The sequence below is a fragment of the Tahibacter caeni genome, from assembly GCF_024609805.1.
In the GTDB taxonomy this organism is placed as follows: Bacteria; Pseudomonadota; Gammaproteobacteria; order Xanthomonadales; family Rhodanobacteraceae; genus Tahibacter; species Tahibacter caeni.
Map to the genome: position 1 here is coordinate 15094 of NZ_JANFVR010000022.1, position 15834 is coordinate 30927.

Sequence of the window (15834 nt, forward strand, 5' to 3'; positions counted from 1 at the left end):
ATGAAGATTGCATTCAGTGTGGTTTCTCTGCTCCTAATTGCCTTCGCTAAGTTCTGTTCCGCTGCCGTAGAAGGTGCCGGGTGGCTTTCGTCAAGCACTCTTGAGGTTCGTGCGCAGACTCCCCAGGAGGAAATCAAGGAAAGGAATTTTTTTGAGGTATCCTTTTCGAAGTTTGATGACGCGCGACGGAGGCTCGATTCAGTTCCGTTTTCGACTGTTGGCAATGCTGCCATCGATTTTTTTGGGCAGAGAAATTTTCGGTGTGAAGAGGGTAGGCAGGCGTATCTCGTTCGCGCGATATATGCAAACGGTTCCACCGGGAAATATTATGTCCGGCGTTATGGCTCATCGCTGCTCATTACCCACGCATCTCTGGGTGAGGCGTCTGCCGTAAAACAATCGGCGCTGGTTGTTTGCTTGGACTTTGAGCCAACTGCGGTTTACGGAGAAATAAACGGTGCCTTGTAACGCAGTTTTCATGATCGATTTTTCTCGTATCCGGAGCACGTTGCCAGGGTGATGTGGAAATCGGTGTGCATGGCTGATGTCGAACTGACCACGCAGCGTTTGCAGCTGCGCCCACCCAGGCTCGAGGACCTCGACGCCTGGGCGGCGTTTGCCGCCGAGCCCGAAACCATGCGTTTCCTCGGCGGCGTGCAGGGCCGCTCGGCGGCCTGGCGCGCGATGATGGGCATGGCCGGTTCGTGGCAGCTGCAGGGCTTCGCGATGTTCTCGGTCATCGAGCGCGAGAGCGGCCGCTGGCTCGGCCGCATCGGTCCGTGGATGCCGGCCGACTGGCCGGGCACCGAGGTCGGCTGGGGCCTCTGCGCCGCGGCCCAGGGCAAGGGCTATGCGGTCGAGGCGGCGACGGCCGCGATCGACTGGGCCTTCGACACGCTCGGCTGGACCGAGGTCATTCATTGCATCGATCCGGAGAACGTCGCTTCGCAGCGCGTGGCGCAGCGGCTCGGCTCACGCAACCTGCGCCGCGTGACCCTGCCGGCGCCGTACGACACGATGACCATCGACGCCTGGGGCCAGACGCGCGAGGAATGGCGCGCGCGGCGGGCTTCCGCGTAGGCGGCGAGTGCGGCGAGCCGCCACCCATCCATCCGGCGAGAACACGAAGCTCACCGTCTACGGCATGAAATCCTCGGGCAATTGCTACAAGGTGGAATTGTTGCTCGAACAGCTCGGCCGGCCGTACCGCTGGGTCGAGGTCGACAGCGCGGCCGGACAGACGCGCACGGCGCAGTTCCTCGCGATGAATCCGAACGGCAAGGTGCCGCTGCTCGAAGTCGATCCGGATCACCGGCTGGCCGAATCCAACGCGATCCTGTGCTATCTCGCCGAAGGCTCGCCGCTGCTGCCGCAGGACGCCTGGCAGCGCGCGCAGGTGCTGCAGTGGCTGTTCTTCGAGCAGTACAGCCACGAGCCCTACGTCGCTGTCGCGCGCTTCATCTGCCGCTGGCTGCCGGCCGATCACCCGCGCCGCGCGGAACTGCCGCGGCTGCGCGAACGCGGCGCGCAGGCCCTCGCCGTCATGGAACAACAGCTAGCGCGACAGCCGTTCCTCGCCGGATCCGGCTACAGCATCGCCGATATTGCGTTGTTCGCCTACACCCACGCGGCCGCCGACGGCGGCTTCGACCTGTCGGCGTATCCGCAGATCGATGCCTGGCTGGAGCGCGTACGCGCACAGCCGGGATTCGTCGCGCAGCAGGTCTGATCCAGCATCGCCTTTTCGGCGGCCTCGAAGGGAGCGGCGGAGCGGGTTCCTCAACCGCCTTTCGCCTTCGCCTCCCACTCGCGCGCCGCGGTTTCCTGTTTCTGCGCGCGCTTGAGTTCGGCCAGCTTGCGCGCGACGTCGCGCGTGTCTTCGGCCTCGGCGCCCATGTCGGCGGCGCGCAGGTCCCAGGCCTGCCTGAGTTCGGCTTCGGCGTCGTTGTGGCGGCCGGCGGCGAACAGGGCCTTGCCGGCGGTGAAATGGAATTCGGCCAGCACGATGCGGTTGCTCGCGTAGGCGCGGCCGCCGCGTTCGACCGCCGACTGCGCGAGCGCGACGGCTTCGCGCGGCTGGCCGGCGTCGATCAGGTAGTTCGCGAGATTGTTCTGCGCGATCAGGGTGCGCAGGTGATCGGGGCCGTTGAGCGCGAGAAAGCCCTCGTAGGCGCGCCGGTAGTAGGGGCCGGATTCGGCGACCTTGCCCTGCTGGCGCAGCGCGCCGGACATGTTCAGCGCGAGCGCCAGGGTCTGCGGATGGTCGTGCCCGTAGAGGCGCTCGTAGATCGGCATCATCGCGCGGAACTCGGCTTCGCCGTCGGCGTAGCGGCGCTGCTGCATCGCGAGTATGCCGAGGCTGTTGCGCACGCCGAGCGTGCGCGGGTCCTCGGCGCCGAACAGCTTGTCGTAGCCGGCCAGCACGCGGTCGTAGAGCGGCCGCGCGGCGTCGTACTGGCCCGAGTCGGCGAGCACGATGCCGAGGCGGCCCAACGCGTCGAGAGCCTTCGCATCCTCGGGGCCGGCCGTCGCGGCGAGTCCGTCGGCGGCTTCGCGCAGCAGGGTCTCGGCCGGCTTCATGTTGCCGACGAGGTATTCGAACCAGCCGGCCGCGAGCGCGGCGAGCAGGGTTTCGCGCGCCGTCGCGCCGAGCACGCGTGAGGCGCGCGCATGCAGCTCGCGTGCACGCGGCAGCGCCTCGTTCTCGCGGCCGTGTTCGCTGACGGTCCAGAGCAGGTAGCGCTCGGTGGACAGGGTCGCCGCGGCGTCGGGACCGAGCCGTGCGCGCTGCCGGTCCAGCGCACGGGTCAGGAAGGTTTCGGCCTGGTCGAGCTGCATGATGGAGCGATAGGCGCGGCCGATGGTCGCTTCGACTTCGGCGAGCTGTTCCTCGTCGCCGGCGAGATCGCGCTGCGCGCGCCCGGCTGCCTCGTCGAGCACGCGGCGCAACAAGGTGGTGTCGAGGCCGCGCGCCTGTTCGGGTTCGATGCCGCCGAGCACCGTGCCGAGGAAGTCGGCCATGCTGCGGCTGCGTGCGGCTTCGCGCGTCGCGCGCTCGGCGGCCTGCTCGGCGCGCGTGCGCTCGGTCTGTGCCTGCAGCAGCGCGTAGACTGCCGCGCCGAGGCCGATCAGCAGCGCCGCGACGACGGCCGCGCCGGCCGCGATCGGCAGGCGATGGCGGCGCACGAACTTGCCGAGCAGATAGGTCCGCGTCGCCGGCACGGCAGTCAGCGGCCGCTCCGCGAGATAGTTCGCGAGCTCGTCGGCGAAGGCCTGGGCCGAGCCGTAGCGCGTGTCGCGCTGCAGGTCGGTCGCGCGCGCGATGACGTGGCGCAGTTCGCGCGGGATCGACTGCAGCGCCGGCAGCGACAGCCATTCGGTCGCGTCGCGGTGAGTAGCCGCCGGCGGCCGCTCGGTGCGCAGGATCTGCGACAGGCGGCTCGCCGCGACGCCGCGCTCGCGCAGCGCATCCAGGGTGCCGGCCGGCGCGAGCAGTTCCAGCAGCAGCACGCCGAGCGAATAGACGTCGCTGCGCACGTCGACGTTGCCGTCGGTCAGGCCGGATTGCTCCGGACTCATGTACAGCGAGGTGCCCGCGTAGTCGCCGGCGCGGCGGCCGTCCTGCTCGATGCCGATCGCGATGCCGAAATCGATGATCTTCGGCACGGCGCGGCCGTCGATCTGCGGCACGAGCACGTTGGCCGGCTTGAGATCGCGATGCACGACGCCGCGCTGGTGCGCATGGTGCGCGCCGAGCGCGATCTGGCGCAGCAGCTCCAGGCGCTGGGCGAGCGTAGGTCGGGCCGCGGCGACGTAGGCGTCCAGGGTCGGGCCGTCTATCCATTCCATCGCAAAGAACGGCAGGCCGTCGGGCGTCGTGCCGGCTTCGAGCACCTTGGCGATGCCCGGGTGATCCATGCGCGCGAGCGCCTGTCGCTCGACCTCGAAATAGGCCTCGGCCAGGTGGTCGGCGAATGTCGGCCGCACGAGTTTCAGCGCGACCGGCCGGCGCACCGGCTCGACCTGGTCGGCCAGGTAGACCACGCCCATGCCGCCGCGGCCGAGCAGCCGCTGGATCACGTAGCGGCCGACGCGGCTGCCCGGCGCGAACTCGCCGGCCTCCGCATCGGCGTCGGCGCCGGGCGCCGGCGGCGCCGTGCTGCGCCAGGTTGCATCGACCGGTGTCTGCATCGCCGTCCCCCTGCGGCGAGTCCACTCGCCGTCGTACCGCGTATGGTGCCGGCAAACCCGGCCGCCGCGAAACCGTGCGCCGGCCGGTCCGCGCCGCGGGGCCAAGAACCACTGCCCGCGGAAAGCACGGGGCCGCTTGCCGGAAAAGCCACGTAAGCCAGCGATTTCGCGGCCGATTCGAGTTTCCTTGCGGGTGGCCTGCGGCTATTCTTGCGCTCCTCTTCCGCCCAGGTCCGGCCGCCGTCCGCGGCATGCCGCGCCGTTTCCGATCAGGTCCGCCATGTCCGCCGCCGCGCCCATTCCCGCCCGCCACAAGAACGTCAACCGCGCCGAAGTCTGCGATCAGAACTTCCTCGAATTCGTGCGCGACTGGGGCGGCCAGGCGCGCAGGCGCCCGGCGTCCGACGAGCCCGTGCTGCCGGGCAGCCTCTGCACCGCGGCCGACTTCGTCGCGCTGTTCGAATCGCAGCTGATCAGCCGCCACCTCGACCTCATGGCGCGCGTGCTGCGCGTCAAGCAGAAGGTGTTCTACACGATCGGCTCGTCGGGCCACGAGGGCAACGCGATGGTGGCGCGGCTCACGCGGCACACGGATCCGGCCTTCCTGCACTACCGCTCCGGCGGTTTCATGGCCGAGCGCTTCCGCAAGCTGCAGGGCATGGACCCGATCATGGACTCGGCCCTGTCGTTCGCCGCGAGCAAGGACGATCCGGCCTCGGGCGGCCGCCACAAGGTCTGGGGTTCCAAGCCGCTCTGGGTGCTGCCGCAGACCTCGACGATCGCCTCGCATCTGCCCAAGGCGCTCGGCACGGCCGTCGCGATCGAGCAGGCCCGGCGCATCGGCCACCAACTGCCGGTGCCGGACGATTCGATCACGATCTGCTCGTTCGGCGACGCCTCGGCCAATCATGCGACCGCGCAGACCGCGTTCAACGCGGCGCAGTGGACGGCCTACCAGAAGCTGCCGGCCCCGGTGCTGTTCGTCTGCGAGGACAACGGCATCGGCATCTCGGTGAAGACGCCGACCGACTGGATAGGCGCGAGCTTCAGCGGCCGCCGCGATCTCGACTATTTCTTCGCCAACGGCCTCGATCTGGCCGAAGGCTACGAGCAGGTGGCGCGCGCGGTCTATCACTGCCGCACGACGCGCCGGCCGACGTTCCTGCACCTGCGCACGACGCGCATCATGGGCCACGCCGGCACCGACTTCGAGATCGAATGGCGCAGCGTCGAGGAGCTCATGGCGGTCGAAGCGACCGATCCGCTGCTGCGCTCGGCTGCGATCGCGCTGGAATCGGGCCTCTACACCAAGGACAGCCTGCTCGCGAAATACGAGTCGGTGCGCCAGAAATGCTTTGCCGCAGCCGAGGAGGCCGACCGCCGGCCCAAGCTGACCGAGCTGTCCGACGTGATCGCGCCGCTCGCGCCGTACCACCCGAACCAGGTCAACCTCGAGGCACGCCGCGCCGACTACGCCGACAAGCGCCTGGCCGTGTTCGGCGGCGAGGACAAGCTGCCCGAGAAGCAGGCGCCGCGCCATCTGGCCATCCAGATCAACAACGCGCTGCACGACCTGTTCTGCAAGTATCCCGAAACCCTGCTGTTCGGCGAGGACGTCGCGCAGAAGGGCGGCGTCTACACGGTGACGAAGGGTCTGCACAAGGCGTTCAAGAACAACCGCGTGTTCAACACCCTGCTCGACGAGACCATGATCCTCGGCCTGGCCCAGGGCTACGCGAACATGGGCATGCTGCCGCTGCCGGAAATCCAGTATCTCGCCTATTTCCACAACGCCTGCGACCAGATCCGCGGCGAAGCCTGCTCGCTGCAGTTCTTCTCCAACGGCCAGTACCGCAACCCGATGGTCATGCGCATCGCCTCGCTGGGCTACCAGAAGGGATTCGGCGGTCATTTCCACAACGATACGTCGATCACCGCGCTGCGCGACATTCCGGGACTCGTCGTCGGCTGCCCGAGCCGCGGCGACGACGCGGCGATGATGCTGCGCACTCTTACGGCGCTGGCCAAGGTCGACGGCCGCGTCTGCGCGTTCCTCGAGCCGATCGCGCTGTACATGACCAAGGACCTCTTCGATGCTGGCGACGGCCAATGGCTCACGAGCTACCCGGCGCCGGACCAGCACATCCCGCTCGGCGAGGAGCGCGTCTACGAGCCGGCTGCGAAGGACCTCGTGATCTTCTGCTACGGCAACACCGTGCCGATGAGCCTGCGCGCCGCGCGCGCGCTCGAAAAGAGCCGCGGCTGGAAAACCCGCGTCGTCGACCTGCGCTGGCTGCAGCCGCTCAACGAAGCCGCGATCGCGCGCCACGCCGGCGACTGCGCGCGCATAGTCGTAGCGGACGAGGGCCGCCGCAGCGCCGGCGTCGGCGAAGGCATCATCACCGCCATCACCGAAGCCGGCCACGGCGCCAAGCCGCTCAAGCGCGTCGTCGGCGTCGACACCTACACGCCGCTGGCCGGCGCGGCGTTTCTCGTGCTGCCGTCGGATGAGGACATCATTGCGGCGGGGGAAGCGTTGGGCTGACGGCGGGAGTCGTCATGCAAGCCCCCGATCAACGAGGGACAGCTGGTCGAGAACTCGGCACGCTTACGAACGGTGGTTTCGGCAGCGGACGTCGATCGGAATCGTAGGATCCCGAGTTGCGGTGCCGTCTGGATAGAGTCCCACTCCGAGCCAGTCGTGGTTGCCGGTCAGGTCAGGATCCGGATCGGCGAATAGTTGGGCTCGTGCCTTCATCTCCCTTACAACAGTTTCGAGTATTCCCCCGCTCGCTCCGTCACGGTAGCGCTCCAAATACAGCGCCGCGACGCCTGCAGTATATGCGCATGCGGCGGATACCTCGCCGAACGCGACGTAGTCGTTTCGGTCGCAGCTCGCCACCTCGCTGCCCGGTCCAAAAAACAAATCTTCTTTCTCCAGCCACGGCTGGCGTTTGCAGCCCAGTGGCAACTGGATGAAGAAATTGCCTTGCTCGTCAGGCAATATGTCATAGGTGCTGACGGCGACGACGTTGCGGAGTCTCCCTGGGTACGTCAGCGTGTCTGTGTTGCGCCTCTTGGTCGCTGCGAAGATCAGTGCGAGATCGTTCAGGCGCAGGCGCCTGACGATCTCTTCCAGAAAATCCGGCCGATGGCGGTCCACTTCGCGACGGTCCAGCACGAAGCTCATGTTGACGACGGCCGGAGTCCAGCGCTTGGCGACTATCCACGACAGCATCAGGAGCAGGTCGACGAGAGAGATGTAAAGTCGCGGGTCGTAGCGATAGATGCTTGCCGCGATGATCGTCGCATTGGGCGCAGGGCTGGTGCGCTGCGCTCCGTTGCCGGTCGCGCCTATCGCGCCCGCACAATGCGTGCCGTGCAGTTGCTCCTCGTTCGGATTGCCGTCCAACGAGTCACTGGTCTCCGCAGCCGGTCCCTCACAGTGGCAGAAGTCGCTATGGTCGATCTCGCGCGGCAAGCGACCGGCGTCCTTGATGATCCCCGAGTCAAATACCGCGACATGAATATCACTGCCGGATAGTTCGGGCCATTGCAACTGATGGTTGACGTACCAGGGGAGCTCGGCCGGCGCGAGTCGGCCGGACGATGGCGATGCCCCAGAAAAGCGCGACAAGTCTCGCGGGACCCTCAGCACGTTCGCCGTCCAGTTCTCATACGGGTCGATGAGCAGTTTTTCCGGGTCGCCTTCTCGCCCGTCCGTGCGGGCCGCATGAAATGCCTTTGTCGCGAAACCCGGCGGCGGCGCAGGACTGATCTTGTCGATGCGGGAGCTGTGGACGATCGCATAGCCGATCTTGCGGTCGACGAAGACGTGATCCTCGAACAGCAGCGTTATGTCCAGTCCTCGCGCGGCAGCGAGTTCGGCCGGCGTGATTTCCTTCAGCGTCGAAATATCGATATCGCCGTATTCCTCGATGTCGATAATTTGAAGACCTCTCAATTTTCGCCGGCTGATGCTCATGGCTTGCTCCGTGGTGTCGTCGTGGAGTTCCGAGCTTGCATTGATCCGCGGCTCGGAACTTCATGGCCGGTTCCGGGATTTCTCGTGCAGTCGTCAGACGCAGGCTCAGGGTTTGTCGGGTCCGTAGTCGCCCTCGCCATCGCTGGTTTCTACCGGAGTACTCGGAGGGTCGGGACATTCGTAGTAGCCGCCCATGTCAGGCGCCGGCGTCACATTGGTCTTGTTCGCCGAGATGACTGGCAGGTGCTCCTTGGCGTAGTTGTCGCCATTGGCGAAGTATTCGAAAAGAATGCTTTTGCAAGGTGGCTTCTTGTTGTATTGGTTCTTTGAAACTTTGGTGTGTCGACAACTTTTTTCCTGCGGACGCAAGAAGATCACGTAGGTTCCAATTGGGGTGCCATCCGGTGTGGTGGCTTCGCCGCTGGCCCATATCTTTTCTTTCGGTTCCAGCGTGAGCGTCGCTTTTACTAGTTCGATCTTCTTGGGGCCGACGTATTTCGTATGCCTGAGGGAGAGGTTTCCTTTCCCATCACGAGAGATATCTACGCGCTCGCCCTTTTCTATGCACCAATGATTAGGTATGCCCTCGCTTCCGCTGCAATAGCCCCCAATGATCTGATAGTCGTAGCCGGCGTCGGTCAGGAAGTCGCCGTCGTCTTTCGGTTTACGTACCGGCGAAATGATCGGTTTCTCGTTAGTTGATATCTTCACGACAGTTTCCCGGCAATGCGTGGGCTCGAACTTGCTGCGCTCTGTGGCATGGTCGCTTCGGGAAACGGGTTGGTTGTCCGCAGCCCACAGTGTTGTCGGCAGCAAGAACAGCATGATTACGGCGCTGATGAGGGCTAAATTTTTCATTTAGTTCTCCGTTCGTTGGGGCAGATATATCCTGGTTGTCCAGTGCTGGCGCGTTCGGGTTCTGAGTCGTGGATTTCGTGTCTGCTGGGACGCGAACAGGGGGGCGCTTTGCCTGAAGGCACTTTCCGCTATCCAGCGTTTGTTTATCGGCGAAGGTGGAGCGATTGCCTGTTTTTCGGTGCTCCAATTGATGGTTCTGTTTTACGTTTCTGTCGTATCGATATCTCGCGCCGTCAGGGTTTTTGACTGGCGCCCTGTGGAATGCGCGAGGTCATGGCGACAAACTGTTGGTTATGGATCTGGATGCAGTGGCGAAGTGCTCGATCCCCGCCCAGTACCTCGGCGACCGGAAATGCGGCGTCGCACGCAGCGCCGCGCGCGCTTCGCGCGCAGCGATAGCGACGTCGGCGCCGCTCCACAGAACGCTGTGGAAACGCGTGGACCATAGCGGCGCGGCGGCATCGCTGAGCGGGTTGGCGGCCGCTACAACATGAGCGGCGCCGGCGGCGATGAACGCTTCGGCCAGATGTGCGCTCGTGCCGAAGCTCGTGGCTTCGGCGGCGTGCGTGCCGCAGGCGCTGAGTACGACGAGGCCGGCGCGGATGCGCGACGCGGCGATTTCCGGATACGTCAGCAGGCTGGGCTTGCCGCCGGCTTCGTACCAGAGTCCTTGATAGAGCTGGCCGAATGCGGCTGGGTTGGCATGGCCAATCACATGAACGGCCGGCGCTGCCGCCAGTTCGGCAAGCACGGCGTCGGCCGGCAGGTCGGCGGCATGCGTCTGGCGTGGCGTGATGCCATGGCGTCGCAGTTCCATGTCGAGCAGCGCCACTTCGCGCGAAGCCAGCGGCAGCGGCGCGGCGCGCGGCATGTCGAGGTCGAGCAGCAGCAGCTCCGTCGGTTTGGATAACGGCAACGGCTGTCCGGTGGTTGCAAAGGTCTGGGTAACTGTCGGCTCGCCGGCGGTACCGGGTGTGGCGGCTGCTACCCAGGCCCAGGGCAGCGCGGGTGTTCCGGCGACACGCACCACCTGCCAGCGCAGCGGCGCAACCGCGCCGGCGCTGCAGCGGCGGATGTCCGCATGAAGGGATTCCGCCGCCGCCTGCAGAGCAGCTAGCTCGATCGTTTCCCCGTCGAGTGCGGCGGCGAAGCGATTCGCGAGGTCGTCGTAGCGGGCGATCGGCCAGCGCAGGCAGCGGCGTATCTGGCTCGCCTGCAGTGCGAGCAACTGGAACTCGCGTTCGCCGGCCAGCGGAATCAGAACGAGCAGCGCCGGATCGACTGGCTTGTTCACAGCAGTGCGCACAATCGGGTTTTTCATCGGCGGCGCGGCAGCGTTGTCTGTCGCCAAGGCCGCGAACAGTTCGCGCTGGCGTGCGAAGCTGCCGCCGGCGATGGCCGCCGAGAGGGTTTCGCGCAGATTCGGCGGCAGCGGCGCGCCATTCGCATCGGCGAACAGCTGTGCAGCTGCCGCCGAATCGATGGCTTCCTGCACGTAGCTGAAATCCTCCGCGGCGATCACGTCGCCGGTGCCATCCAGGGCGCGATCGAACAGCGCGGATTGCAGTCGCGCGAGCCGATCGCGCGCACTGATGCGCAATGCTGTCGAAGGCCAGCCGGAGGTCTGTGCGGCCTGCTGCAGCAATGTCGTGCGCAACTGCGTCAGAGCGGCTCTGCGCTGGCCCAGCGTCGACAATACATGCCCAAGCAGCAGGGCGTGTTCGGCCTGAAATTCCGGATCGCCGGCGCCGTCCCCCAGCGCCGACAATCGCTGCAGCGCGTATCGCGGATTGCCGTCGGCGAGATCGAGTCGCGCAGCCAGCAATTCCCGGCGCGGCGTCGTCAGGGTTGCATTGGATTCGAGCGCGGCGAATTTGGCGCGCGCCGCGCCGACGCGACCGAGATCGAGCAGGGTCAGGATCTCGATCATGACGGCGTCGTCGGCGCACGGTGGGTCGGAGCGTCCGCTGCACAGCGCAGTCGCTCGCGCCACGGTGACGAGTGCAGCCGTCGCGTCGCCCTGTTGCCGCTGGGCTTCGCCGAGCAGGAGTTCGATCTCGGCTAGCCGCAGCGGATCCTCGCTCCCCTTCAGGTTGGCGCTGGCGGCTTGCAGCAGGCGCAGGCGTTCGGGCGCCGCGCCAGAAAAGCGTGCGAGATGGGCGAGCTTGAGATCGAGATTCGCCTGCTCCACCGGCAGGCCGCCGTTGCCGAGCGACTGTGCCGCCTGGGCGAAGCTTTTCGCGGCGCCCGGCAGATCGCCGCGGCTCAGCGCGAGATTGCCGAGGCCGGTCTGCAGGCGCGAGCGCAGCAACGGCGGAAGCTGCGAATCGAAAGCTTCGACACGTTGAAAATGCAGCTGTGCTTCAGTGAATTCCTTGTGGCGTAGTCGCAGATTCCCGGCCGACATTTCTCGCACCGCGGCCTCTCGCTTTTCCTGTTGCGCATACCAGCGCGGGATGAGCCGCTCCTCGCAGGCGATCGCCTCGCGATAACGCCCTCTGCGCGCCAGCACCGTACACAACGCCCCCTCGCTGCGCAGCGCGTAGTACGTCACGCCGAGCCGCTCGAGTTCGTCGCGGGCCTGGGTCAGCCATTCGCGCGCGACGTCGAAGCGGTTCGCGCGCGAGGCGTTGTCGCCGGCGGCCATCAGCGCGATGGCGGCCCGGTCGGGCCGGCCGGCCTGCTGCCAGTCGCGGCTGCTGTCGAGGAAGACGGTTTCGGCGGCGTTGTTCTCGCCGGCGCTTGCGAGGATGTTGGCGTGGGCGCTGCTGATCCAGCCCGCGTGGCGCGGCTGCAGCGGCCAGCGCCGCAGATAGGCCAGCGCGGGTTGCGCGGCACGCGCGGCTTCGCGGCCGGCTTCGAAGCTGCGTCGCTGCAGGGCGGCCAGGCCGCTGAAGAATGCGGCGTCGGCATCGTCGACGCAGGTGCCGATGCGGATCTGTCCGCCGCCCTGGCCTTCGCGTACGCGGACGCTCAATGTGGTCGAGCTCGCGGCGAGCACGTCGAAGCCGAGACGATCCGGCGGCGTGGTGACGGACGTGAAGTCTTCGTCGGCCTTCCAGCGGTATTCGATGTCGGTGCCGACTTCCTCGATCAGCACGCGCGAAGCATTGACCGTCGCGTCGACGGTGCGGCCGGGCCGTACAGCGATCTGCTGCAGGCAGGCATCGGCGGCGTTCGTCGGTGCCGTGTCTGCCGTTGCCGCGGTGGCGGTCGTCGCGGTCGTGCCGAGCAGTGCCGCGGCCAGCAGCCGACGGGCGATGCCGCATGCGCCGCCGCGCGTGTGGTCGGCAACGAGGCCGACGCACGCGCGAAAGGCAGCACAGAATGCGGCACTCGGCACGGCAACTCCCCCCTGGTGTCAGTGCCCGGTGAAAGGACGCGAACGGGTAGTGCGCTTGCGGGGGTGAATATCGCACGTTTGCGGCAATTTTCCTTACCGGCGATTCGCCGCATCCGCGGAGGCGGCGACGTCGGATCACTGGTTCGGCGGGGGCTCGCGACGCCGACGCGCAGCCATTGCCGTCGGGCGCGCGCCGGCCGTTCGCGAGGGCTGGCGTTTGTAATCGGCGACGACGGTGGTCGGCGCCGGAACGAAGCGGCGCCCACGGGTGCCGGACTGCATCCGTAGTGGCCGGCGGCCGTTGCGATGCGGGCCGCCGCCGCTCAGGGCGATCCGGCATTCCAGGCCGAGGCGACGGCCGGGTCGACGACGTAGCGCCGGAACAGCGCGTCACGCACCGGCGAGTCGCCGGCGAAGCGGCGGCGCCAGGCGTCGAGGTCGACGGCCTGGCGCGTCGCCGCGAGGTCCAGCCCGCGCGCGCGGGCTGCGCGGACTTGCGTCGTGATGTCGGCGAACAGGTCGCGCAGCTGCCGCACGTAGTCCTCATCGTGCAATACCGGACCGTGACCGGGCAGGATCGCCGCGGGTTTCAGCGCGAGCAGGCCGGTCAGGGCGTCGGCCCAGTCGGCCACGCGGGACTGCTCGGCGCCGACCAGCGGCACGGGCCAGACCACGAGGTCGCCGCTCGCGAGCACGCGCTCCTGCGGCAGCCAGACCACGAGATCGGCGTCGGTATGACCGCGGCCGACGCGCCGGACCTCGATGCGCCGCGCGCCGCGCTGCAGGATCAGGATACCGTCGACGCCGAGATCGGGCAGCACGTCCGGAGTGCCGGGCACGACCTTCATGTAGTCGGCGACGAGCGCGATGTCGCTCGCATAGCTCGCGCGCTCCTCGTCGCTGATCGGCCGGCCGGCCAGGTTCCGGCCCGCGTCCAGACGCTGCTGCATCTGCGCGGCGGCCTGCGGCGCGCCGGCGATCATGCCGGCGCGGTTCTTCGCGCCGGTTCCCGGCAGGTAGTCGCGCAGGCTCGGGTGGGCGACGAACTGCGCCTGCGGCCAGGCTTTTCGCCAGAGCGCGTTGCCGATGACATGGTCGTCGTGCCAGTGGGTGTTGATCACATGGCTGACCGGCTTGGGCGTCAGGCGCTTCAGCGCCGTGATCAGCTCGGCCGAGGACTCGGGCGCGTCGACGACGACGACGTCCTCGTCGTTGACGATGAACAGGCAGTTCGCGTCGACCATGAGTCCGGGCGGATCGGTGCGCACGGCCGCGTGCACGCCGGGCGCGAGCGTCTCCAGGCGGAAGCCGGCCGTGGCCGGAACGCCGGCGGCGAGCAGGGCCAGCAGGGCGACCGGCAGCAGGAAACGGGCAGGACGCATGAGCGAGGCCTCCGTGGGGTGCCGCGACGATCGCGCGCCGGCCGGCGCCGCGGCAAGGCAGGTCTGTCGCATTCCCTGCGCGTTCGACGGGACGGCCGGAACGCGGCGCCGATGCGTCCGGCCCGGCAGCGGACCGCCTGCGCCGGCCGCCGCCGCGATCCGCGTCGCACCGGGTCTGTGCGGCAGTCGGCGGTTCTGGAGCCGCCCCACCGAATCGCCTATGATCCGGCTAGATGAGTCAGCGCCAGCCCCTCACCATTCTGTTCGCCGACGTCTCGGGCAGCACGAAGCTGTTCGAGACCCTCGGCGACGAAGCCGCGCGCCGCATCGTGGCCGGCGTGCTGCAGGCGCTGGCCGAGATCACGCAGCGCCACGGCGGCCGCCTGATCAAGACCATCGGCGACGAGGTGCTGTGCACCTTCCCGGGCGCGCTGAACGGCCTGCTCGCGGCGACCGACATGCAGAAGCGCGTGTCCTCCGACCCGGCCTTCATCCGCGACAGCCTCGCGATCCGCGTCGGCCTGCACCACGGCGAGACCTTGGTCGAGGAGGCCGACGTCTACGGCGACGCGGTCAACACGGCCGCGCGCATGGCGTCGCTGGCCAAGCGCGAGCAGATCGTCACGACGGCCTCGACCGTCAGCGGCGTGACCAATACCGGACCGCTGCGCACGCGCTCGCTGGGCACGGCGCGCGTTTCCGGCAAGCTGCAGCCGATCGAGATCGTCGACGTGCTGTGGCAGGAAGACACCTCCAACGTCACGACCGTGCAGCGTGTGGTCAAGCTCGTCGAAGCGCAGCAGCGCAAGGCGCGGCTGCTGCTGCGCTACCGCGGCCAGTCGATCGAGCTCGACGAGCTCGCGCCGCCGTTCTCGCTCGGCCGCGAGGCGAGCAACAACCTGATGGTCGACGCGGAATGGGTCTCGCGCACGCACGCGACGATCGAATACAAGCGCGGCTACTGGGTCATCGGCGACCGCTCGACCAACGGCACCTGGGTGCGCCTCGGCGAAGCCGACGAACTGCGCCTGCACCGCGACGAAATCCAGCTGCGCAGCAAGGCCGGCACGATCAGCCTGGGCCAGGAAACCAGCCTCAATCCGGACTACGTGCTGCAGTTCCAGTGCGTCGAAGCCTGAGGCCGCGGCCGGCGCATCACCGTCGAGGCGTCGGCTCCTTCGCACGCGGGTAACCCGGCTGCCTCCCGTTTTGAAGGAGGCGACCTGAACGAACGGACATCCCGGCAGCGTCAGCGCTGTCCCTCGTTCTCGAGGCATATTTCTTTTCGGCCAATGCCCGCGCCGCAAGCGCCTGCCGGCCGCCGCTCAGCGCGCAAACCCTCGAGCCCGTGCATTGAAGCTCGCCTCGAGGGTCACGGCCTGCCCTTGGCTCCGTCGCGCTGTCCGCAGCCATCGCTCCGCAATGGCTGCAGTTGGCGGCCCGCCGCACGCAGCGCCGATACCGCTGCGCTCAGCGCGCGAACGGATTGCGCAGGCGGCCGCGGGTGTCGGTCGTCTCGTAGCGGCCGCGGTCGCTTTCGACGAAGCCGACGGCCGTGTAGGCGTTGACGTAGTCGACGACGTCGGACAGCGCGGCGCCGCTGGCTTCGGCGATGTCTTCGAGGCTCGCGAAGTCCTTCATCATGAAGGTGCCGATGCGGAAATGCTTGGCGAACTCGCGTTCGCTCTGCGGATAGCGCGCGAGCTTGAAGCGGGCGGCGCGGTCGAGCTCGGGCAGCAGCTCGCCGCGCGAGCGGTTCAGTACACAGAACCACAGCAGGCGCGAGAACGGCTGGGCGGCGAGGCTGCCCTTGGCGGCGGCGAAGTCGGCCGCGTTCAGCAGCTGCCAGTCGCCGAGGGTCAGGACGCGTGCGCAGTGCGGCGCGAGTGCGCGCAGGCCGGTCGCGCTGCTGTACCAAGTCTGGTGCGCCGGATCGAGCAGCAGGTCGGGTGCGTCGGCCGTGACGAGGCGGGCCGGTCCCGGCAGGGTGATGCCGGTCAGGAAGTCGGCGAGACCGAGCTCGCGCGCCGGCGGCGGAGGCGGCGGTGCGGCGACCGGCGGCGGTGCCGGCCTCG

The 15834-nt window shown here is 67.6% G+C and carries 11 protein-coding genes; 5 read left to right on the plus strand and 6 right to left on the minus strand.

The annotated features are described in order from the left end of the window. From NON22_RS03650 to NON22_RS03660, 3 genes are all read left to right on the plus strand, one after another. Positions 1-468 carry a hypothetical protein gene (locus NON22_RS03650; protein WP_257385552.1) on the plus strand — a complete coding sequence of 156 codons (468 nt, stop codon included), beginning with the start codon at positions 1-3 and terminating at the stop codon, positions 466-468. A gap of 63 nt (positions 469-531) precedes the next feature. Further along, positions 532-1080, plus strand: coding sequence for a GNAT family N-acetyltransferase (locus NON22_RS03655; protein WP_257385553.1), 549 nt, complete (start codon positions 532-534; stop codon positions 1078-1080). Positions 1081-1087: 7 nt separating this feature from the next. After that, positions 1088-1729, plus strand: a complete 642-nt coding sequence (locus NON22_RS03660; protein WP_257385554.1) for a glutathione S-transferase family protein — start codon at positions 1088-1090, stop codon at positions 1727-1729. Between the two features lie 50 nt (positions 1730-1779). Here the strand turns inward: NON22_RS03660 and NON22_RS03665 are convergent, their stop codons facing one another. Next, complete coding sequence (locus NON22_RS03665) at positions 1780-4191, minus strand: serine/threonine-protein kinase (protein ID WP_257385555.1); 2412 nt, start codon at positions 4189-4191, stop codon at positions 1780-1782. A 280-nt stretch (positions 4192-4471) separates the two neighbouring features. On the opposite strand from NON22_RS03665, the gene NON22_RS03670 reads away from it, so the two are divergent. Further along, positions 4472-6736, plus strand: coding sequence for a thiamine pyrophosphate-dependent enzyme (locus NON22_RS03670; protein ID WP_257385556.1), 2265 nt, complete (start codon positions 4472-4474; stop codon positions 6734-6736). 63 nt (positions 6737-6799) lie between these two features. Here the strand turns inward: NON22_RS03670 and NON22_RS03675 are convergent, their stop codons facing one another. The 4 genes from NON22_RS03675 to NON22_RS03690 form a co-directional block, all read right to left on the minus strand. Next, a complete protein-coding gene (locus NON22_RS03675) occupies positions 6800-8176 on the minus strand; it encodes a S8 family peptidase (protein WP_257385557.1) in 1377 nt (458 codons plus the stop codon). Positions 8177-8281: 105 nt separating this feature from the next. Next, entirely contained in the window at positions 8282-9034 is a 753-nt protein-coding gene (locus NON22_RS03680) for a hypothetical protein (RefSeq protein WP_257385558.1), read from the minus strand. Between the two features lie 271 nt (positions 9035-9305). Further along, positions 9306-12377 carry a CHAT domain-containing protein gene (locus NON22_RS03685; protein WP_257385559.1) on the minus strand — a complete coding sequence of 1024 codons (3072 nt, stop codon included), beginning with the start codon at positions 12375-12377 and terminating at the stop codon, positions 9306-9308. A 323-nt stretch (positions 12378-12700) separates the two neighbouring features. After that, positions 12701-13759 (minus strand): MBL fold metallo-hydrolase, encoded by a 1059-nt coding sequence (locus tag NON22_RS03690; RefSeq protein ID WP_257385560.1) that lies wholly within the window; start codon positions 13757-13759, stop codon positions 12701-12703. Positions 13760-13992: 233 nt separating this feature from the next. Here NON22_RS03690 and NON22_RS03695 point away from each other — a divergent pair, with 233 nt between their 5' ends. Beyond that, positions 13993-14898 (plus strand): adenylate/guanylate cyclase domain-containing protein, encoded by a 906-nt coding sequence (locus NON22_RS03695; RefSeq protein ID WP_257385561.1) that lies wholly within the window; start codon positions 13993-13995, stop codon positions 14896-14898. 331 nt (positions 14899-15229) lie between these two features. Here NON22_RS03695 and NON22_RS03700 read toward each other — a convergent pair. Further along, the coding region (locus tag NON22_RS03700; RefSeq protein ID WP_257385562.1) for a hypothetical protein at positions 15230-15834 on the minus strand (605 nt) is incomplete at its 5' end.

Coding starts and splice junctions, on each gene's coding strand:
- NON22_RS03650 (WP_257385552.1), top strand. CDS start 1: ATGAAGATTGCATTCAGTGTGGTTTCTCTGCTCCTAATTGCCTTCGCT.
- NON22_RS03665 (WP_257385555.1), bottom strand. CDS start 4,191: ATGCAGACACCGGTCGATGCAACCTGGCGCAGCACGGCGCCGCCGGCG.
- NON22_RS03670 (WP_257385556.1), top strand. CDS start 4,472: ATGTCCGCCGCCGCGCCCATTCCCGCCCGCCACAAGAACGTCAACCGC.
- NON22_RS03675 (WP_257385557.1), bottom strand. CDS start 8,176: ATGAGCATCAGCCGGCGAAAATTGAGAGGTCTTCAAATTATCGACATC.
- NON22_RS03680 (WP_257385558.1), bottom strand. CDS start 9,034: ATGAAAAATTTAGCCCTCATCAGCGCCGTAATCATGCTGTTCTTGCTG.
- NON22_RS03690 (WP_257385560.1), bottom strand. CDS start 13,759: ATGCGTCCTGCCCGTTTCCTGCTGCCGGTCGCCCTGCTGGCCCTGCTC.
- NON22_RS03695 (WP_257385561.1), top strand. CDS start 13,993: ATGAGTCAGCGCCAGCCCCTCACCATTCTGTTCGCCGACGTCTCGGGC.